Here is an 18,805-nt window from a genome sequence, read left to right on the forward strand (position 1 = left end):
GGCGTAACTTGACTGGAAGGGGTTTTTCTCAATACTCCGCTGATGCTGAGCCAACACTTCCTGTTCTTCTTCGCCATGCTCGGCGCCTTCAATGGCCTGATCGCGGCAACCCTGCTGTGGTCACGGGCCAAGGGCGAGCCCACCCAGCGCTGGCTTGCACTGCTGATCCTGGTGGTCGGCGTACGCACCGGCAAATCGGTCGCTTTTTACTTCTGGCCGGACATTCCCAGAGTCGTTCTGCAGCTCGGGCTGACCGCCTGCTTCCTGATCGGGCCGTGCCTGTTCTTTCTATTACGCTCTGCCCAACGTAACAGCGCTGGACTGACCAGCGTCGACCGTTGGCATGTTGGCGCACTGCTGGCGGCAGCCACCGCAGTGAATCTGTTCCTGCCCTACCCCAGCCATCCCGAGCTCTGGCGGTGGACTTTGACCCCTGCCATCCAGTACGTCTGGCTTGGCTACCTGCTGCTTGCCAGCGCGCAGCTGTACCGCCACCGCAGTGGTGTGATGTCGACGCCATCGGGCAAGCTGCTGCTCGGCGCGCTGGTCGGGGTCTGGCTGATCTGGGCGGCTTATTTCACCTCCGGCTATACCTCTTACATTGTTGGCGCGCTGTCCTTCACCTTCGTCATGGCTGCCAGCGTGCTGGTTTATCTGCGGCTTCGCTCCGGCCAGGCACCGATCGAGCCCTACCAGGATCGGCGGATTTCCGACGCCGATGCCGCCCCGCAACTGCAGGCCCTGGCCGAGCTGATGGGCAGTGAGCGTCTGCACCTCGATCCGGCCCTGACCCTGCCGCGACTTGCGCGCCGGCTGGGCATACCGCAGACCCGCTTGTCGCAGCTGCTCAACGACAACCAGCAGACCTCGTTCAAGCAGTACCTGGCACAACTAAGGGTGGTCGAGGCCAAAGAGCTCCTCCTGCAGCTGCCCGCGAAGCCGCTGGAGCTGGTTGCAGAACAGGCCGGCTTCCAGTCCATGTCGACCTTCCACAGCGCCTTCAAGAAACATGAAGGCATTACGCCTGCAGCCTTCCGTGCGGCTGCAAGCGACTCCGGGAATCGATTCCAGCACTCCTGAATTAATTCCCAAGACATTGATTTGAAAGGGATCGCCTAGCCTGCTGACTCCACACCACGAGTCAGCACCGATGCCCATATCCCGCTTCATCCCCACCCTGCTGATACTGCTGCTGTTCGCCTGGCCAGGCGCCTCCCCAAGCGCCCACGCCAGTGGACGCGGCGTCCTGAGCAATCCACTGGCCAGCGCATCGGCACCAGCCACCTTCGCGGCAATCTCCACCAGCAAAGCCGGGACGGCCGCCGGCACCGACGCCAAACAGGGCCGGATCCTGTTCATCATCGCCAGCAGCAAGGTCCACGGCGGCTCGACGCTGCCGGCGAGTGTCAGCTTCGGCGAGGTGGTCAACGCCTGGGATGTCTTCCAGGCTGCCGGCTACGGCGTGGACTTCGTCTCCCCGGAGGGCGGCGCGGTGCCGATCCTGGACAGCTATGTCAGCCAGGACATGGAGCCCCGCCTGCAGGACACCCGCATCATGGACGGCCTGCGCAATACGGCCACCCCGGACCGGATCGACCCCGATCGTTATCGCGCCGTCTATTACGTTGGTGGCAGCAACGCCATGTACGGCGTTGCCGAAGATAGCCGCTTGCAGGCCATCGCCATGCACGTCTACGAGCACAACGGCGGGGTGGTATCGGCGGTCTGTCACGGCACCGCTGGGATCGTGAACCTCAAGCTGGGCAATGGCCAGAGCCTGCTCGCCGGCAAGCGCATCACCGGCTTTCCGGAAGAGCACGAGGACCGCGATGCGGCCTACTTCAAGCAGTTCCCGTTCCTGATCCGGGAAACCGTGCAGGCCCGCGGCGGCATCTTCCGCGCCGTGGACAACGAGGCGCCTTACATCGAAGCCGACCAGCGCGTGCTGACCGGCCAGAACTACGCCTCGGCGACGCCGCTTGCGCAAGCCGTGGTCGACCTGCTCCGCAGCCAGGCCAAGCCTGTCACCAACAACGCAGCCAGCAACTGATCCGCGCAGCCGCGACCAATCGCTTCACTGATCCCGTTGCATCCAACCTACCCAGGACACCCATGAACATGTCAATCCGCTCAGCCTTCCTTGCAGCAGCACTGCTCCTGCTTCCCACCTCTGCCATGGCGCAGAACGCAAATCGACCTGCAGTCGACCAGGTAATGCAGCAATTGATGCGCGGCTTCGAAGCCGGCGACGCCGCTGAGATACACAAGGCATTCCGCAAAGATGGCGTGGTCACCGGCTATTCGACAACCGACAACAAAGTGAGGACGATCAGCGGCGAGGAATGGGCATCGGGGTTTCCAGGCAGGCCAGCTGCAGATGAGGATCAGCGCCACCGCAGCTACGAGATCCTCGACGTCACTGACGAGATCGCAATGGTGAAGGTGTCGCTGGACTACCCCGGCTGGGACGGCGTGGACTACCTGGCGCTGCTGAAGATCGACGGCAAGTGGATGATCGTCAGCAAGTCGTGGGGTGGCAAGCGCAAGCCTGCGAAGTCATAAGCCGCGCCCGCAGTAACGACAATGACCGCCTCGCAGCGCGCCTGGGCTATTCCAGCCGCGCTGCCAGTGCATCAGCGTTGCCGCCACAGCGCGCAGCAACGGGCTGCGGCAATGGACTTGCTGGCTGCCAGCACTCAGAACGAAGCGTCGTGACCCTGTGCCTCACGCTGCAGCCAGCCCAGGAACGATGCGACTGCCGGTTTCTCATCCGCGCCAGGCAAGGTCACCGCATAGTAGGCAAATGCAGCCGGCCAGGGCCGGTCAAGTGCGACCGAAAGGTGTCCGCCAGCCACTTCCGCCTGCACGTACACGTCGCGCACCAAGGCGATTCCCTGCCCTGCCTCTGCGGCTCGTATCAGCAGCACGTCATCATCGAACGCCGCGCCGCGCTCGATGCGTGGGTCATCCGCCATCCCCAATGCCTTGAACCAGAGACGCCAGTCGCTGCGATCCGAATCCTGCAGCAATGGATACTTGAGGCAGTCCTTTGGCGATTGAATACGTGGGCCATCCGCCAGCAAACGAGGGCTTGCCACCGGCAGCAGAACCGGCGACGCCAGATGCCGGGATACCAGGCCCGGGTAGCTGCCAAGACCATGGCGGACCGCGACGTCGACACGATCCCGCCGCAGATCGACCAGTACCGACGAAGCTTCCACGCGCACCTCGATATCCGGATGCGCTTCGGTAAAGCGCCCAAGCCGCGGCACCAGCCATGACGCAGCAAAACTTGGCACGGTACTTACCGTCAGTGTCTGCCGTCCATTGATTGCCTCCAACACCGCCATGCTGTCCTGGATGGTATCGAAGGCACGTAACAACGCTGGATATACCTGCGCTCCTGCAGGACTGAGCGCTACCCCATGGCGGTTGCGTACGAACAACGTCACGCCAGTGCGCTCACTCAACAACTTCAACTGCTGACTGACCGCGCCTGGGCTGACCCCCATGACCTCGGCGGCCGCCTTGAGACTGCCGTGGCGGCCGGTCTCGACGAAGGCGCGCAACGCCAGCAAGGGCAGGACTGCTCCCATGAAGATTTTTCCTGATTCAGAGTAAAGGCATCGCTTGCCGGCGACGCCAGCCGGACAACAGCATGCGACGTTTTAGCAGGTTAGGAAAGCTAACTTTCGCAAGGACCGAGGTTTGTCGCTCTCAGCCTGGCGTGGGCGTACTGATCTAGAGCTGCACCCAACCGCTATGGCCATAACGCACAGGTGCTTGCAAAAGCCAACGCAGCAGTAAATCCAATAGACGAGAGCAAAGCGCGGTGCCGCAGCGGCGGGTTCCGTACCCCATGCCCGGAGCGCCTGACATCCCGATCGGCGCCCATCTATACATTAGATTTTCTAACTTCATGGCGCCGCGTAAATCGTTTTTCGACGCGGCACGCGATGTCTAGACTGCGCGCATCCCAGCCACTCGATCTTCTCCGCAACGAAACACGTAGCCGCCACACGCGTGGGCACAGGCGCCAAGGCTGTTCATGCGCAGTAGCAGCTGAAGAACGCCGCCAAGCCCAGAAATCCTGGACCTGCTCAACCACGAGTACCCCGTCTACGTTTCGCCAGATCACCCGCTTAAAAGGACCGGCCCATGTCGAACCCGATGCTCCACCTCTACACCGATAGCTCGCCAAACGGTTTCAAGATATCCATTGCGCTGGAGGAGCTCAGTCTTCCTTATCAACTGCATCATGTTCGCATCGGCAATGGCGAGCATCAGCATCCGGACTACGTGAAACTGCATCCGCATGCACGCATCCCGGTGTTGGTAGACGATTCTGCGGGCGTCACGATCTTTGAATCGTCCGCCATCCTCCTGTATCTGGCCGAACGCACTGGTCGTCTGCTGCCACGCGAGCCTGCTGAGCGCTGGGAAGCCATCACCTGGCTGATGTTCCATTCCGCCAGCGTCGGGCCGATTCTTGGCCAGCGGGTTCACTTCGAGCTGTTCGTCGAGCCAGCCTTGCCGCCAGTAACTGATCGCTACCGTCGTTTGAGTAACAATTTCTTTGAGACGTTGGATCGACGGCTTGCTGATCGGCCATGGCTTGCTGGCGACGAATACTCAATCGCCGATATCGCTGGCTTCGGCTGGACGCACATCGCCCGCATCGTTGGTTTTGATTTCAGCGCCTACCCGAACCTGACTGCTTGGCATGAGCGTGTCGCCCAGCGACCAGCCGTACAACGCGGCGTACTGATCCCCGAAGCCGCAAGCGGCGCATGAACGAGACTCCAGCAATGACTTCAACGATTTCCATCGCCGCATCTACAGCGGGTGTAGCTGGCGCGTCTTCTGCGGCGTTCGCCCACCACCCCGGCTACCAGCGCATGTTCCGCCAAGATGCCCTGAGCCTGGGCATCTTCCTGCCGCTGCGCTTCTATCGCGGCGACATGCAGGTGCTCGAAGGCCAGGCCAAATGGGTGAGCCAACTCGACCGTGCCGGCTTCGCGGCCGTGTGGACGCGCGATGTTCCGCTGTTCGATCCGCTGTTCGGCGATGCCGGTCAGGTATTCGATCCCTTCACCTATCTGGCCTTCCTCGCAGCACAGACCGAGCGGATTGCGTTGGCCACTGGCAGTGCCATCTTCTCGCTGCGCCACCCCATAGATCTTGCGAAGTCGGCAACAACCATCGACCAGCTGTCCGGAGGACGCCTGGTAATGGGAATCGCCTCTGGTGATAGGCCGGTAGAGTTTCCCGCCTACGGACTGGAGCACGCCACCCGTGCGGAACGATTTGCAGACACGCTCGAGTATGTCCGCCAACTGATGCAGGCCGGTGACCTGAACGTCAACTCGCGACTGGGCACCGCCCGAGGCGTGCAACTACTGCCCAAGCCCGTCGCAGGCAAGGTGCCGATGCTGGTAACCGGCAGCTCCCGGCAGACGTTGCAGTGGGTCGCGGAGCATGCCGATGGCTGGCTGACGTATCCTGACGCGACCCACGACGCTGCGGGCCCGAAACGACTTGCAGCAAAGATCCGCGCGTGGCGTGCACTCATTCCTGACGGTGGTTTCCGCCCCCATGTCACCAACGAATGGCTGGACCTGGTCGAAGATCCCAACCATCCACGGACGCCCATGGATGGCGGCTACACGCTGAGAACCGGCCGCAATGGACTGATCGATCTGCTTGGCGAATGGCGGCTTGCAGGCGTAAATCATGCGGCGTTGGGCATCCAATTCAGCAAGCGACCAGTTGCTGAAGTCCTGCAGGAGCTGTCCGAATACGTTCTGCCGTTGTTCCCGTCCCACCATGCGCCCACACCCATAACACCGGGTTGGTAGCTGCTATTGCTTCGCGCTCGGCTCATCGAGCGCGAAGCAGGTATGACTGCAAACGCCAGGCCAAGACCAGCTTAGGCGCTAGCGCCAGCATTGAGATGCAACACTCACGCTGCCTGCTCCGGCGGAGCGCGCGCCGTCAGCATCGCAAGCACCGCGGCAGATACCAGTACCCCTGCGCTCATCACGAAACTGCTGCGGTAGCCAGAATAGTCAAACAGCAGCCCGCCGAAAGTGGAGCCCAAGGCAATCGCCAGCTGGATCACTGCCACCATCAGGCCGCCACCGGCTTCTGCATCGCCCGGCATGGTCTGTGCGATCCAGCTCCACCAGCCTACCGGCGCAGCAGTTGCAAAGAGCCCCCAAAGTGCCAGCAGAAGCGCTACCGCACCCGCTGAGCTACCGAACAGCGTCAAACCCAGCGCGATCGCGGCCATGAGTACCGGGATAACGACCAACACCCGGTACAGGCCGTGCTTGAGGATGCTGCCTACAACGGCTGTACCGATGACGCCGCTGAAACCGATGCCCAACAGCACCCAGGACAACGCAGAGACCTCAAGCCGTGTCACCGTCTCCAGGAATGGCCGGATGTATGTAAACAGCGCGAACTGGCCCATGAAGAATGCGGCGCAGGCCAGCATCCCGAGCAGGACAATCCTGCTCCGAAGCAAACGGATAACGCCACCGGCAGCAATACCCTGCCCAGCTTTCATGGAGGGCAAGCTACGCCACTGCCAGACCAGCGCAACCAGTGCTATCGGTACAAGGCAGAAGAACGCGCTGCGCCAGCCCATGACCGCGCCAAGATAGCTGCCCAGCGGGGCGGCAATCACCGTTGCCAAGGCATTGCCCCCATTGAAGATGGCCAGGGCGCGTGGCACCTGTGCCGGCGGCACCAGTCGCATCGCCGTGGCTGCGGACATCGACCAGAAGCCGCCGACAACGATGCCGATAAGCGCGCGGCCGATCAGATAGACCGGGTAGTTCGGCGCCAAGGCCACGACACTGCCGGATACCGCCATCAATGCGGTCAATACCAGCAGCAACAATTTGCGATCCGCATTGCCTGCCAACCGCGAAATGCACAAGCTGGTCAGCACCGCGAAAGCGCCGGAGATGGCAATACCCTGCCCCACCTGCCCTTCGCTGACATGCAGGTCCGCAGCCATCGGCGTGAGCAGGCTGACAGGGAGGAATTCGGACGCAATCAAGGCGAACACGCACAGAGTCATGGAGAACACGCCACTCCAATGCGATGCAGCCTCTTCCAGCTCCGGACAGGCACGCTCGGGCGTGCCGACAACGGGAGTCGACATGGGAAACCTCTTTGATGATGTTGGTTGTTATCAGCAGCGCGACATTGGCGCAGCTGCCACGCAAACGAGCGCGTGCGCTCAGCCGTGCTGAAAGAACAGCAGAAGGATCACAGCGTCTTTTAGTCGGTGCTGGTACGGATTGAATGCTCGCCGCGTGCCCACGAGCACAGCCGCAACCTTAGGCGACAGTTCCAGCTCCGCCGCAGCCACGTCGGCACAGACAAGGCGCGAAAGCCTAGCGAGCAGCTTGGTACTGCTCGTCGCTAACCTGCTCCATCCACTCGACGTTCTCGCCTTCAAGTACGCCGGTGACAGCCAAGTGCGTCATCGCGGCTGTTGCACTGGCACCGTGCCAATGCTTTACGCCTGCTGGACAGATGACTACGTCGCCCGGGTGAATCTCCTGAACAGGCTTGCCCCATTCCTGCGTCAGCCCCACGCCAGACGTCACCACCAGGCGCTGCCCTGCCGGATGCGTGTGCCACGCCGAGCGTGCGCCCGGCTCGAAGGTGACCCATGCACCGGAAGCAGTCAGCGCCTCATCGGCAGACCACGCCGGGTCAATGCGCACTCGCCCAATGAAGTATTCCGAAGGGCCTTCCAGCGAGGCTTGGCTGCCAACGCTTGCCACGAGTTGGGCTTGTACTGCTGCAGGCAGTGGCTTCTCCGCGACCGCGGCCATCGGCAAAGCCACCGCGACGAGCCCAAGGCTCTTCAGTGAGTCGTGCATGTAGGTTCCTTGATGGCGCTCTGGCGTATCCGCCAAGCGGGTAACGACTGCTGCATTCAATCGGCAGGTCGTTGATGTAGATGCAGGCTCGGCGGGCGACGCCGCATGCGTAGCCCACCATGCCGTTCGCCGTAGCTGGCACGTCGCTCCCGGCAATGGAAGCGACGACCACTTGCTACGGTCCCCAGTCCGGAACCGCATGGCTGCCCTCGGGCAACCATGCATCTGCTTGAACGCCAGCCGGACTCAGTTACCCAAGGTGGCGTTGTCGATCACGAAGCGGTACTTGATATCGCCCTTGAGCATGCGCTCGTAGGCTTCGTTGATCTCCTCGGCACGGATCAACTCGATATCGGCCACGATCTTGTGCTTGGCGCAGAAATCCAGCATCGCCTGGGTTTCCGGAATACCACCAATCATCGAACCGGCCAGGGTGCGACGCTTGGTGATCATGTTGAACACATTCGGCGAGGGATGCGGCGTTGCCGGGGCGCCCACCAGCACCATTGCACCGTCACGCTTGAGCAGTGCCAGGAAGGCATCCAGATCATGCGGCGCGGCCACGGTGTTGACGATCAGGTCGAAGCGTTTGGCCTGTGCCGCCATTGCTTCGGGATCGCGCGAGACGACTACTTCATCCGCACCCAACGCCAACGCTGCCTCGCGCTTGGACTCGGAGGTGGTGAAGGCAATGACGTGCGCGCCCAGCGCATGCGCCAGCTTGATGCCCATATGGCCGAGACCACCAATGCCGACCACGCCCACCGTCTTGCCAGGGCCGGCATTCCAATGCTTCAGCGGCGAATATGTGGTGATGCCAGCGCACAGCAAGGGCGCTACGGCTGCGAGCTGGTCCTCGGGATGACCGATGCGCAATACATAGCGCTCGTGGACGACGATTTCCTGCGAGTAACCGCCCAGGGTCCAACCGGGTGCATCAGCAGTGGTGCCGTTATAGGTGCCGACCATGCCGTCGCAATAGTTTTCCAGACCGGCATCGCAGTCGTCGCACTGCTTGCAGCTGTCAACGATGCAACCGATACCAACCAGGTCGCCCGGCTTGAAGCCACTGACGTGTGCGCCTACTGCGGCAACACGGCCGACGATTTCATGGCCAGGCACACAGGGGAACTGGGTGCCCGCCCATTCGGCGCGGACCTGGTGCAGGTCGGAGTGGCAGATGCCGCAATAGGCGATGTCGATCTGCACATCATGCGCACCCGGCGCCCGGCGGCTGATATCCATCGATTCCAGCGGCTTATCGGCGGCATAGGCGCCATAGGCTTTGACAGACATGGGAACTCCGGCGGTGATTGGGGAAGGCGGCCATTGTCCACCCGGATGACTCGCCTGATAAGGTAATCAATGCTTCTAGCCATTATTAGCTGAACTAATCAATCAGCCATGCCACACTGCCGTCATGGCACGACGCAACCTCAACGATCTACTCGCCTTCGTCACCGTCGCACGTGAAGGAAACTTCACCCGCGCCGGGGCGCTGCTGGGCGTCTCACAATCCGCCCTGAGCCAGGCCATCAAGGCACTGGAAGAGCGCCTGCAGATCCGCCTGCTCACCCGCACCACCCGCAGCGTCTCGCCCACGCCAGCGGGGGATCGCCTGTTGCTGGCCATCGGCAACCGTTTCGATGAGATCGAAGCCGAACTCGACGCACTGACCGAACTACGTGACAAACCGGCCGGTTCCCTGCGCCTGACCTGCGGCGACCATTCGCTGCAGACCATCCTGTTGCCCAAGCTGCTGCCGCTGCTGCACCGCTACCCGGACATCCGCATCGAGTTCGACGTCAGCTACGCGCTGCGCGATATCGTCGCCGACCGTTTCGATGCCGGCGTGCGGCTGGGCGAAAGCATCGACAAGGACATGATCGCTCTCCCGATCAGCCCGATGGTACGGATGGCGGCAGCTGCCTCGCCGGCCTACTTCGAGAAACATCCGATCCCCAAAGTCCCCGCCGACCTGACCCGCCACAGCTGCATCAACATCCGCTTCGCCACCTCAGGCGGCCTGTACGTCTGGGAGTTCGAGCGCAATGGCCGGCAAGTGAACGTGCGAGTGGAGAGCCAGCTGGTGTTCAACACCTCGCCGCCAATGGTGCAGGCGGCGCTGGATGGCCTGGGCATCACCTTCCTGCCAGAGGAAGAATTCGGCAATCACATTGAACAAGGCCGATTGGTGCGCGTGCTGCAGAACTGGTGCCCGCCCTTCCCCGGCTACCATCTCTACTATCCCAGCCGCCGTCAGCACTCAGCTGCGTTCGCGCTGGTGGTGGATGCACTGCGGATCTGAGCGGAGGCCTCAGACGTGCTGCTCCCGACAGCAGGCAACAAGGCGGAAAAACTCAGTGTTCAACTGCAACAGGCATTCGCATGCACAGTCAACGATCGCCAGCGAGCAGATGATTCGGCCTGGCCCGGGGTGCCAGCATTACTTGAGTGCCAGCTTGCCTTTGCTGTGGTGCCGTCGCACCAGTTCTTCCAGATAGATATCCAACGCAGCCCTTGCGTCCTCGGATGTTTCCTTGTGCTTCAAGGCCCAACTCAATCGATCCATGAGCACCGGGTCACGGCAATCGTCCAGGCTGCTTTCATCCCATTGCCGTGCTTTGCGATAGCGCTTGGCGCGCTCGGCCTGCGATAGCGGCGTATCGTAAAGCCGAGGCCGGCCCCGACGTTTTGCTGGTGCGGGCACGGCGTCATCCACTACCTGCTGATCATCAACCATTTTCATTTCCCTGCAGATCGCGGGCAATCATAGAGTGATACGTCACTATTTGTGTACTGATTTGTACCGCGTTGCGTTTTCCAGCAAATAATCGTGCAACAGCATCGATCATGCCGCGATTTCCTTGCCAGAAACCGCAGGCCAGAAGTGCAAACGAGCATGCCTTCTTCTACTTCCGAGCCTCCTTCGGCAACGCCCCGGTTCGTAGAAAAGTCTGCACAAGCAGGGCATCTGCATGCAATTGCAGGGATCCTGACAGGTAAACTAATTCGCTCCCTGCTGTGCGGATATCGAGCCGACACTGCGCAAAGTTCAGACTTGTCCTACAAAGCCCAAGCGTTGAATAGGACCCGTAGTGCTTACTTTGCTGACAGGACGCTCATAAAGTAACGACAGACGCATAGCAACCCATAGCCTCTTTGCCCCTTCATGCCATGCGCCGGCCATCTGCAGCGCAGCTGACTGCGCTGCAGACGTTTCCCCCGTTCAATAACTGAAGCCGATCCGCCATGAAGCCACTCAGCCTCCGCGTTGTCCTCGCGGACGATCATTCAGCCGTGCGTGCCGGCCTTCAGTACGTACTCACCGCCGCCGGTACCATTTCCGTCACCGGCTCGGCGCGTAATTCCACCGAGCTCATGGACGTACTCGCACGCAGCCCCTGCGATGTCCTGATCTCCGACTACTCCATGCCGGGTGGTCGCTACGGGGACGGCATTGCGCTGTTCAAGCTGGTCAAGAAGCGCTACCCGTCGATCAAGATCGTGGTACTGACCATGCTCGAAAACCCGGGCATCGTGCATTCACTGTTGAGTCTTGGCATTTCCTGCATCCTCAGCAAATCCGATTCACTGAATCACCTGATGCCTGCAGTGCACGGCGCCTTCGCCAATGGTCGCTATCTTTCGCCCACCATCACCGAGATCGCAGGTTCCGTCACTTCCGGCAACTCCGGCGTGCAGACACTCACCACCCGCGAGCTGGAGGTGATCCGCTTCTTTGTCTCCGGCTTGACTGTCAACGAAATCGCCGAGCGCTTGAGCCGAAGCAAGAAAACAATCAGCACCCAAAAGGGAGCAGCCATGTTGAAGCTGGGATTGAAGCGCGATGTCGACCTGCTCAGGTACGGCATCGAGTCTGGTCTGGCCGATGCCGAGGCAGGGCCATCCATCGCACGCGCCTCCTAGTCCGCCATGCAGCATTCACCGGCAGCCTTGGCTCTTTGCTGACAGCATCGCAAGTGAGCCAGCACAGCCCCTGCAGCCGCCAATTCCGAAGTCTATCGGCCTTGTAAAAGGCAAGATATCTCCGGCTTATTGGGACAGGTCCTATGGCTGCGCCAGACCGCTTGACACAACATGAGCAAATTCCTTGTGCGGCGCCAATGTGGCGCTCGCATGCGTGCTTTGCTTTTGAGCTGCGGCTGAGAACCTACAAAGATGGACAAGAAAACCGCAGACGTAAGGCGGCTGCTGATCGACTTCGCCCGACTATCCACCCTTCAGAAGAATCAATTCCTGGAGACACTCAATCTCTTCATGTACGCCTCGCCACAGCGCAGGCGCAAAATCATGTTGCAGTGGGAGTCGGGGAAGAACGGGCTCGACCTTGATTGACCCAGCCTTGTGCTGAGCCGATCACCAGGCTCCATCGTTCCCGGCAACGATACGACGCCAGCTACCTCAACCTCAACTTGCCTCGGATGCGGGCGGGGTACCGCCTGACGAGGTAACCAGCCCGTTTTCCATGGCATAGCGCAGCAGGTCAACGTCCTTCTCGATGGACAGCTTCTCCATCGCACTGGCCTTCTGCGTACTGATGGTTTTCTTGCTTCGATGCAAGCGCTCGGCGATCTCGTTGACCGTCAATCCAGACGCATAGAGCCTCACTACCTCAGACTCACGGATACTCAGGACACCGGCAGGGTTGCGACTGCGACGGTTGAGCTCGATTCCCTGTACAACCTTTTCAATGGTGGGCGAGTAGTAACGCCCACCGCTCTGTGCTGCATGTACAGCCGGCACAAGATGCGTCAGGGCATCCGACTTGCTTACTATGCACATCACGCCCTGCGTCAACAGGGTGTGCAGCACCGCTGGATTATCCAACATGGTAAGCACCACCAGCTTCACCTGCGGGTAGCGCCTGGCAATCATTCCGAACAGCGCGATCCCATCGCCAAAGTCGCCCGCGGGCATCGCGTAGTCAGAAACAACCACATCGCATGCAACACTACCCAACAGCGCCATCAGCTCCGTTGAGTCCGCCGCTGTCCCTACAAGATCGAGGGTAGCCACGGTTGAAAGCTCGTACTTCACCCCGGCGATCATACCCGGATGATCGTCAGCCAAGATCACCCGGATCTTGAAACCACTCATGGCTTGGCTCTCCCTGAAGTGCGCTGGCAGCTGGCCAATCCAGGCTGAGGAGGCATCCCCTACCCTGCCAGGCACGTCAGGACAGAATTTATGTCACATCGCGCTCAAAGACAAAGACTTATGAGAGAAATTTTGAGACACCCCGGCTGGGCCAACGCCGGCGGCCCGATCAGCCCATATTCCAGACCCTCCGCATGGAGTCCGCATGCTTTTTGGCCCGCTGACGAGAACTGCGACCACCACGGCTGGGGCGCTTCCTGGATACATGCCGGGAGCAACCGTCGCCCCTCTGCCTCCTCGCACCGCGTCGCTCTCGCGCCGGGCGGTTGACCGGCATGCGCAGGGGTCTGCCGAATCCGCACCGGGCGACTCAACAACTGCCGTGATCACCCACCTGCACCTCCGCTGCCTGTCACCGGATCCTTCGACCGTAATGGCCAGCCACTGAGCGCACCCGGCAAACCGCGCGACACCGCAAATGCCACAACACGAAAACCCCTGGCCTGCTGGCCAGGGGCTTTGGAGAGAAACCCTGCAATGGCTGGCGATACAGGCTCCGTGTATCCATGCGGCATCAGCCATCATGCACTGCGCCGACGCCGCAGTGCGCCCCAGTTCAATCCTGTTGCGCCATGTATTGCACATAGTCGGCCTTGCTCATCGCACGTCCATGCAGATAGCCCTGGGTGGTGTGGCAGCCCAGGCTACGCACCATGTCCAGATCCAGATAGGTCTCCACACCCTCGACAACTACCGTGGCGACCATCTGCCTGGCCATCGCAATCGTACTGGCGAGCAAGCAGCGCGCATGGGCATGATCACGCGCGGCCACCAGCATGCTGCGGTTGATCTTCAGCTCGTTGAAGGGCACGTGCAGCAGTCGGTCCAAGGAGGAATCGCCGCTGCCGAAATCATCGATGGCGCAATTGAAGCCGCGCAACCGCAGCTGGGTGACAGCCCCCGCAAGCGCTGGATTGCACAGCTCACCGCCATCTTCGGTGATCTCGATGACCACCCGGCCCGGGTCTACACCTGCATGGTAGGCATGATCGGCAACGCTCTGCGCCCAATGCACACCCGTTGCCACCCGCGCCGGCACATTGACCGCCATCAGCAAGGTTGAACCGGGGTCTTCGGCAGCGAGGCAGTCAAATGCGCAGGAAAGCATATAGTCCGTAAAGGACTCGAGCAGCCCGGCGCGCTCGATTGCCGGGAGAAACTCAGCGGGTGCCAGCACCGTGCCGTCCGGCCGGTGCCAACGCGCCAGCACTTCGGCGCCTCGCAGCACCCCGGTGATGGCGCAGTGCTGCGGCTGGTAATAGGCCTGAATCTGCTGATCGAGCAAGGCTTGACGCAGATCTTCGGCAGTGAACGCCTGCGCCGTCGTACCGGCGGCAGCCATGGACGCCGGCGGCTGCGTCGCCAGCTCCAGCGAGGTGGTGATGATGCCGCGAATCTGCTCAGCCTTGAGCGGCTTGCGTAGCGCCGCAACCACGCTGAGGCCACGATACGCTGCGTAAGCAGATGCAGCGTTCAGAATCCGACTGGGCTGGCTGCTGACGATCACCAGGCGGGCAGATCGGCAACGCTCGGCCAGCAGGTCGATGACCTGCAGCCCGGTGAGGTCGGTGATGTCCAGATCGAGGACCACCAGATCCCAGCTCCGATCCCGCAATGCGGCTACCGCGCGGGCTCCGTCCAGGGCGGAAATCACTTCAGACACGCCTGATTGACGCAGCATCTTGACCATCGGAAGATGCTGCAGCTCATTGCCGTCAATCACCAGAGCGTTCTGGATCATCTGGTTGTCCGGTCGCGGCGACACAAATTGTGCAAGAGCGTTCATTGGTGATGTCTCCACGCCAGAAGCGGCGGTATCAGGGAAGGGACTGTATTCGATGAAGTCATTGTTCCAGCGCAGCCATCGGGGCTACATCGGCCTAGTCCGAATATTTGTCTCGCTCCCCTCAGACAACGCCCAGAAACTAGGCCTTTCACCAGCGAAACAGGCGATTGCCAATCGTGAGTGGAATCTCAAATGGCAGCTGACAGCAGCCCGGCGCAGAACCCGCCTGGCCCACGGCTACCTTCCCGTGCAAATGTCTTGAAGCTGTTGAGCCGGCATCAACGTACCCTGCTCTATGTGGGCGGCATCGTCACGACGCTGATCCTTGGCGTGGTGACGGCCGTGGTGATCCACTCGCAGATCAGGGACTACATCGCAGAGCGGCACGCCGACCAGACCAGCCGTCGCATCGCACTGCAATCGGTCTTTGCTGTGCGCGAAGGCGCCATGCGGATTACCACTGCGCAGGAAGAATACGCATGGGAGTCACGGCAGAAACCTGACCCTGAGCTTGTCGGCAGGCTCAGGGACAGTCGCGGCCGCATGACCATCCAACGCTCGGGCAACTCACCGTATGTACTGGTTCTTGCCGACACCGACCAAGGGCATACCCTGGAAAGTTTCGCGCCCTATCTCAAGCTGGCCGACGAAGTCAGCAATCAGGCAGGCACCTTCGCCCGCGCCTTGATGGCATCGATCTATTTTTCGAACCCCGACCGAACCTTCCTCGGCGCCGGCCCGCTTGCCGACGGCAAGCTGCTCACCTCACACGCGACAGAATCCACCGCTGCCCTCATCCAGCGGTTTACTCCAGAACAGCCACCGTCAATCACCATGGTCGACCGGCTACAAACAACCGTTCCCCAGTGGTTGCCAATCAGCAGTGATCCGCTGACCGGCAAGCCTTCAATGCTGCCGCAGCAACAGGCGTTTGCCAACGACAAACCGTTTGCCGTGTTCGTCGCCTCGTACCCCATTGAACTTGTAACCAGCTCGCTTGCTTCAACGCAGACGGACGAGTTCTGGATGATTGCCAACTCCCGAGGTGATCTGTTCCTCGGTGCCCACCAGCCCAACGCACGCCAGATCGCAGGTTTCCCGGTCAGTCGCTGGGCCGCAGGCGCACCCGCCGACAAGCGCGGCAGGTTCGAGAAAATGGATGGCCGCTTCATCGCCACAGATCCGATTTCTCCTGCCAACGGCGGTTGGCAGCTGATCCATACGTTCTCCTGGCGGACCATCATCACCGCCTTGTGGCCAACCCTGCTTGCGTACATCGCATCAATGCTGCTCGCGATAGGCTTTGTCTGGACGGTACTGCTGCTGATTGAACGAAAGGTTTTCCGTCCCGGCTATGTCCGATCGGAACAGATAGTCGAAAGCGAGAACCTGAACCGGACCATGGTTGAGTCCGCGGCATTCGGTCAAGCGCTTGTTTCGGTTTCAACGGGCGAGGTGCTGCTACAGAACGCGGTCATGGCATCGTATGCGGCGGCGAGCAGCGATTCGGCTCAGCCACTGCACCTTGAGTTTCTCGATGCATTCCGTACACACGATGCCGAAGCCCTGGCTTCACCGGGCATCGAGCTCAACCTGAGGACGGGCGACGGCACAATCTGCGCGTTACTGGTGAGCATCGTCCCGACCAAGTACCGCAGCATGGATGTCCTGCTCTGCAACTTCACCGATATCACCCTGCGCAAGAAGATCGAGCAGGAACTGGAGAATGCGCGCAAGGCTTCGGAAGCCGCAAACGAGGCAAAGTCGACCTTCCTGGCCATCATGAGCCATGAAATCCGCACACCGCTCAATGCGATCATGGGCAACCTTGAGCTGCTTGAACGCACAACGTTGACGGCGGAACAGAGCAATCGGCTACACGCGGTTACCTCATCATCCTCTGCCCTGTTGAATATCATCAATGACATTCTGGACTTCTCCAAGGTCGAGTCCGGGCAGATGACGATTGAGTCGATACCATTCGACCTCAAGGAAGTCGCGCAGCAGTGCATCGAGATGTTCGCACCCATGGCCCAGGCCAAGGGACTGGGTATCGACCTCATTGTCGACGATGGCCTGCATGCGCGTTATATGGGCGATCCGACACGCATCCGCCAGATAATTTTCAATCTGGTCAGTAACGCAATCAAGTTCACCGAGGCTGGCGATGTGCTGCTCGAGGTATACCTGCAGGATGATGCAAGCAGCAACTCCGCCATCGTGCTCGGCGTGAGCGATACCGGCATTGGCATCAGCGCGGCACAGCAGGCCACGCTTTTCACCACGTACTCGCAGGCCGATTCCAGCATTGCCCGTCGCTACGGCGGCACCGGCTTGGGCCTCGCACTTTGCAGGCGCTTGGCGGAGCTGATGCACGGCAACATCCAGGTCAAGAGTGCACCGGGCAACGGCAGCACCTTCATCGTCACCCTGCCATTGCAGGATGCCGGCACAACGACCACCCAGGAACTGCCGACGACTAGTGCGAAAACCCAGCAGCGCGCCGCAATGCACGTACTCGTCGTCGACGATCATCCGGCCAACAGAAAGCTGCTGCAGTTGCAGCTGGAGGCACTCGGCTGCACCGCAAGCACGTTCGAAGAATGTGGCTCAGCAATAGCTACATTCAGCAGCCAGCACTACGACTTGATTCTGACCGATCTGAACATGCCGGGCATGGATGGTTTTACCTTCGCCAGCTATCTGCGTAACCGCGGGGTCGATACCCCCATCATCGCCGTTACCGCGCATGCCTCTGACCGGGACCAGGCCCGCAGCAAGGAGGCCGGCATCAGCACCATTTTGATAAAGCCTGTTCTGCTTGAGGCACTGCGTACGACGCTTGCGCAGATCGGCAATGGCGTTCCAGCCACACCGCGTGGTCAGGAACAATGGGATATCGCCACGGGGGTATTGCCACCAGAGGTGCACGCCCCGCTACTGTCGTCCCTTGAGGCATCCGTTGCAGCCATCCAGCAACTCTTGCAGGACAAGCAAGCTGGCTCTGCATCGCAGGCCGCCCAACAAGCGCTCGAGCCGATTGGAAAGCACCTGCATTCCCTGCGCGGGGCTTTCGCCTTCATACATGAAACAGTCATTGCGCAGAAATGTGCTGCGATGGAGCAGTTACTGCAGGAGAAAAATCTGAGCGCGCTGCAGACCGCATTGGACGAGTTTGACATGGCAGCTCACGCCGCGTTGGAGCGCAGGCGCCTGCAATCCGCGCCCACGGCGGGCCCGGATCAGCAACGCTTGTGATGGCTCACCCCGCCTGTATGTTTGGCGGCAGCTAGCAGCGCTGCGATGGCACTCTGTCCGCGATAGCCGCCAAGGAGCCATCCGCACCACAGGCACCGACCGGCCAGGCAGCTGCAGCAGCCGCCCGCTCCATCGCCTTACCAGCAAGCCTCATGAACCTTGTTGTCCCAGAAGCTCGACATCGCGAAGTCACGCTTCAACCCCGCCTTCGCATAGGCGCGCTCGCGGCCCAACCGTGCTTGGGCACAAGCGTCGATCTTCGCCCCAGCCCTGCTGCGCTGCCCTGCGCTTGACCCTCTTCGTCTCTGCGATCGATCGTTCTGTCGCGGTTGAGGCCGCGACGACGTCTTGGGCTCTCCCGCCGCGCCATCAATGGCTTCTGCCCGCACAGCCCAATGCCTCACCTCGGCGCCGGAGCATGGCGTGGATTGATAGACATGCCCTTCACCCTCCAAGCACTTGTAGACCGTCAGCTCCTGCGCCAAAGCGTCTGCAGTGATCAGCCCCAACAACATCACCGGAAGCAAGCTTCTCAAGGCACCGTCCCTGTTTACCTTTATGGTCTACAAGGTGCCAAACGCCTGGAGTGCTGGATGTCCGCGATCAGAGCGTATTGGCGTCGGACTTCGCCGCTGCATGTCGCAGCACACCTCCTCGGCGCGTGCTGCACCGGACG

At 60.9% G+C, this 18,805-nt stretch carries 16 protein-coding genes; 9 read left to right on the forward strand and 7 right to left on the reverse strand.

The window, feature by feature from the left end; all coding sequences use genetic code 11:
* Positions 1 to 42 precede the first annotated feature (42 nt).
* From Q5Z11_RS11270 to Q5Z11_RS11280, 3 genes are all read left to right on the forward strand, one after another.
* On the forward strand, positions 43 to 1,080 hold the full coding sequence (locus tag Q5Z11_RS11270; protein WP_303746509.1) for an AraC family transcriptional regulator: 1,038 nt from the start codon (positions 43 to 45) through the stop codon (positions 1,078 to 1,080).
* Positions 1,081 to 1,150: 70 nt separating this feature from the next.
* The gene (locus Q5Z11_RS11275; protein ID WP_303746510.1) at positions 1,151 to 2,050 is read left to right on the forward strand and encodes a type 1 glutamine amidotransferase domain-containing protein; all 900 of its coding nucleotides are present in this window, start codon (positions 1,151 to 1,153) and stop codon (positions 2,048 to 2,050) included.
* Positions 2,051 to 2,118: 68 nt separating this feature from the next.
* Positions 2,119 to 2,562 (forward strand): nuclear transport factor 2 family protein, encoded by a 444-nt coding sequence (locus tag Q5Z11_RS11280; protein WP_303746511.1) that lies wholly within the window; start codon positions 2,119 to 2,121, stop codon positions 2,560 to 2,562.
* Between the two features lie 134 nt (positions 2,563 to 2,696).
* Here the strand turns inward: Q5Z11_RS11280 and Q5Z11_RS11285 are convergent, their stop codons facing one another.
* The gene (locus tag Q5Z11_RS11285; RefSeq protein ID WP_303746512.1) at positions 2,697 to 3,596 is read right to left on the reverse strand and encodes a LysR substrate-binding domain-containing protein; all 900 of its coding nucleotides are present in this window, start codon (positions 3,594 to 3,596) and stop codon (positions 2,697 to 2,699) included.
* A 562-nt stretch (positions 3,597 to 4,158) separates the two neighbouring features.
* On the opposite strand from Q5Z11_RS11285, the gene Q5Z11_RS11290 reads away from it, so the two are divergent.
* On the forward strand, positions 4,159 to 4,794 hold the full coding sequence (locus Q5Z11_RS11290; RefSeq protein ID WP_303746513.1) for a glutathione S-transferase family protein: 636 nt from the start codon (positions 4,159 to 4,161) through the stop codon (positions 4,792 to 4,794).
* Between the two features lie 14 nt (positions 4,795 to 4,808).
* Entirely contained in the window at positions 4,809 to 5,858 is a 1,050-nt protein-coding gene (locus Q5Z11_RS11295; RefSeq protein ID WP_303746514.1) for an LLM class oxidoreductase, read from the forward strand.
* Positions 5,859 to 5,962: 104 nt separating this feature from the next.
* Here the strand turns inward: Q5Z11_RS11295 and Q5Z11_RS11300 are convergent, their stop codons facing one another.
* The 3 genes from Q5Z11_RS11300 to Q5Z11_RS11310 all read right to left on the reverse strand — a co-directional run bounded on the left by Q5Z11_RS11300 (position 5,963) and on the right by Q5Z11_RS11310 (position 9,200).
* Positions 5,963 to 7,174 (reverse strand): MFS transporter, encoded by a 1,212-nt coding sequence (locus tag Q5Z11_RS11300; RefSeq protein ID WP_303746515.1) that lies wholly within the window; start codon positions 7,172 to 7,174, stop codon positions 5,963 to 5,965.
* Positions 7,175 to 7,409: 235 nt separating this feature from the next.
* Entirely contained in the window at positions 7,410 to 7,904 is a 495-nt protein-coding gene (locus tag Q5Z11_RS11305; RefSeq protein ID WP_303746516.1) for a (R)-mandelonitrile lyase, read from the reverse strand.
* A gap of 246 nt (positions 7,905 to 8,150) precedes the next feature.
* Positions 8,151 to 9,200 carry an NAD(P)-dependent alcohol dehydrogenase gene (locus tag Q5Z11_RS11310; RefSeq protein WP_303746517.1) on the reverse strand — a complete coding sequence of 350 codons (1,050 nt, stop codon included), beginning with the start codon at positions 9,198 to 9,200 and terminating at the stop codon, positions 8,151 to 8,153.
* Between the two features lie 124 nt (positions 9,201 to 9,324).
* Here Q5Z11_RS11310 and Q5Z11_RS11315 point away from each other — a divergent pair, with 124 nt between their 5' ends.
* Positions 9,325 to 10,212: a LysR family transcriptional regulator gene (locus Q5Z11_RS11315; protein ID WP_303746518.1), complete on the forward strand. Its 888-nt coding sequence runs from the start codon at positions 9,325 to 9,327 to the stop codon at positions 10,210 to 10,212.
* Positions 10,213 to 10,350: 138 nt separating this feature from the next.
* Here Q5Z11_RS11315 and Q5Z11_RS11320 read toward each other — a convergent pair whose 3' ends face one another.
* Positions 10,351 to 10,647 (reverse strand): hypothetical protein, encoded by a 297-nt coding sequence (locus tag Q5Z11_RS11320; RefSeq protein WP_303746519.1) that lies wholly within the window; start codon positions 10,645 to 10,647, stop codon positions 10,351 to 10,353.
* A gap of 509 nt (positions 10,648 to 11,156) precedes the next feature.
* Here Q5Z11_RS11320 and Q5Z11_RS11325 point away from each other — a divergent pair.
* Both Q5Z11_RS11325 and Q5Z11_RS11330 read left to right on the forward strand, forming a co-directional pair.
* Positions 11,157 to 11,834: a response regulator transcription factor gene (locus tag Q5Z11_RS11325; protein ID WP_303746520.1), complete on the forward strand. Its 678-nt coding sequence runs from the start codon at positions 11,157 to 11,159 to the stop codon at positions 11,832 to 11,834.
* Positions 11,835 to 12,086: 252 nt separating this feature from the next.
* Positions 12,087 to 12,263, forward strand: coding sequence for a hypothetical protein (locus Q5Z11_RS11330; RefSeq protein WP_303746521.1), 177 nt, complete (start codon positions 12,087 to 12,089; stop codon positions 12,261 to 12,263).
* Between the two features lie 72 nt (positions 12,264 to 12,335).
* On the opposite strand, the gene Q5Z11_RS11335 is transcribed toward Q5Z11_RS11330, so the two are convergent.
* Positions 12,336 to 13,025, reverse strand: a complete 690-nt coding sequence (locus Q5Z11_RS11335) for a response regulator transcription factor (RefSeq protein ID WP_303746522.1) — start codon at positions 13,023 to 13,025, stop codon at positions 12,336 to 12,338.
* A 616-nt stretch (positions 13,026 to 13,641) separates the two neighbouring features.
* A complete protein-coding gene (locus Q5Z11_RS11340) occupies positions 13,642 to 14,871 on the reverse strand; it encodes an EAL domain-containing response regulator (protein ID WP_303746523.1) in 1,230 nt (409 codons plus the stop codon).
* A 192-nt stretch (positions 14,872 to 15,063) separates the two neighbouring features.
* Between Q5Z11_RS11340 and Q5Z11_RS11345 the strand changes: the two genes are divergently transcribed.
* Complete coding sequence (locus Q5Z11_RS11345; RefSeq protein ID WP_303746524.1) at positions 15,064 to 18,129, forward strand: hybrid sensor histidine kinase/response regulator; 3,066 nt, start codon at positions 15,064 to 15,066, stop codon at positions 18,127 to 18,129.
* Positions 18,130 to 18,805 lie beyond the last annotated feature (676 nt).

Source organism: Stenotrophomonas sp. 610A2 (assembly GCF_030549615.1).
Lineage (GTDB): Bacteria > Pseudomonadota > Gammaproteobacteria > Xanthomonadales > Xanthomonadaceae > Stenotrophomonas > Stenotrophomonas pigmentata.

What these genes read in the sequence shown, in the direction of transcription:
- Q5Z11_RS11270 (WP_303746509.1), top strand. Translation starts at nt 43, where the DNA reads ATGCTGAGCCAACACTTCCTGTTCTTCTTCGCCATGCTCGGCGCCTTC.
- Q5Z11_RS11315 (WP_303746518.1), top strand. Translation starts at nt 9,325, where the DNA reads ATGGCACGACGCAACCTCAACGATCTACTCGCCTTCGTCACCGTCGCA.
- Q5Z11_RS11325 (WP_303746520.1), top strand. Translation starts at nt 11,157, where the DNA reads ATGAAGCCACTCAGCCTCCGCGTTGTCCTCGCGGACGATCATTCAGCC.
- Q5Z11_RS11305 (WP_303746516.1), bottom strand. Translation starts at nt 7,904, where the DNA reads ATGCACGACTCACTGAAGAGCCTTGGGCTCGTCGCGGTGGCTTTGCCG.
- Q5Z11_RS11290 (WP_303746513.1), top strand. Translation starts at nt 4,159, where the DNA reads ATGTCGAACCCGATGCTCCACCTCTACACCGATAGCTCGCCAAACGGT.
- Q5Z11_RS11285 (WP_303746512.1), bottom strand. Translation starts at nt 3,596, where the DNA reads ATGGGAGCAGTCCTGCCCTTGCTGGCGTTGCGCGCCTTCGTCGAGACC.
- Q5Z11_RS11295 (WP_303746514.1), top strand. Translation starts at nt 4,809, where the DNA reads ATGACTTCAACGATTTCCATCGCCGCATCTACAGCGGGTGTAGCTGGC.
- Q5Z11_RS11320 (WP_303746519.1), bottom strand. Translation starts at nt 10,647, where the DNA reads ATGGTTGATGATCAGCAGGTAGTGGATGACGCCGTGCCCGCACCAGCA.
- Q5Z11_RS11330 (WP_303746521.1), top strand. Translation starts at nt 12,087, where the DNA reads ATGGACAAGAAAACCGCAGACGTAAGGCGGCTGCTGATCGACTTCGCC.
- Q5Z11_RS11300 (WP_303746515.1), bottom strand. Translation starts at nt 7,174, where the DNA reads ATGTCGACTCCCGTTGTCGGCACGCCCGAGCGTGCCTGTCCGGAGCTG.
- Q5Z11_RS11345 (WP_303746524.1), top strand. Translation starts at nt 15,064, where the DNA reads ATGGCAGCTGACAGCAGCCCGGCGCAGAACCCGCCTGGCCCACGGCTA.
- Q5Z11_RS11275 (WP_303746510.1), top strand. Translation starts at nt 1,151, where the DNA reads ATGCCCATATCCCGCTTCATCCCCACCCTGCTGATACTGCTGCTGTTC.
- Q5Z11_RS11335 (WP_303746522.1), bottom strand. Translation starts at nt 13,025, where the DNA reads ATGAGTGGTTTCAAGATCCGGGTGATCTTGGCTGACGATCATCCGGGT.
- Q5Z11_RS11280 (WP_303746511.1), top strand. Translation starts at nt 2,119, where the DNA reads ATGTCAATCCGCTCAGCCTTCCTTGCAGCAGCACTGCTCCTGCTTCCC.
- Q5Z11_RS11340 (WP_303746523.1), bottom strand. Translation starts at nt 14,871, where the DNA reads ATGAACGCTCTTGCACAATTTGTGTCGCCGCGACCGGACAACCAGATG.
- Q5Z11_RS11310 (WP_303746517.1), bottom strand. Translation starts at nt 9,200, where the DNA reads ATGTCTGTCAAAGCCTATGGCGCCTATGCCGCCGATAAGCCGCTGGAA.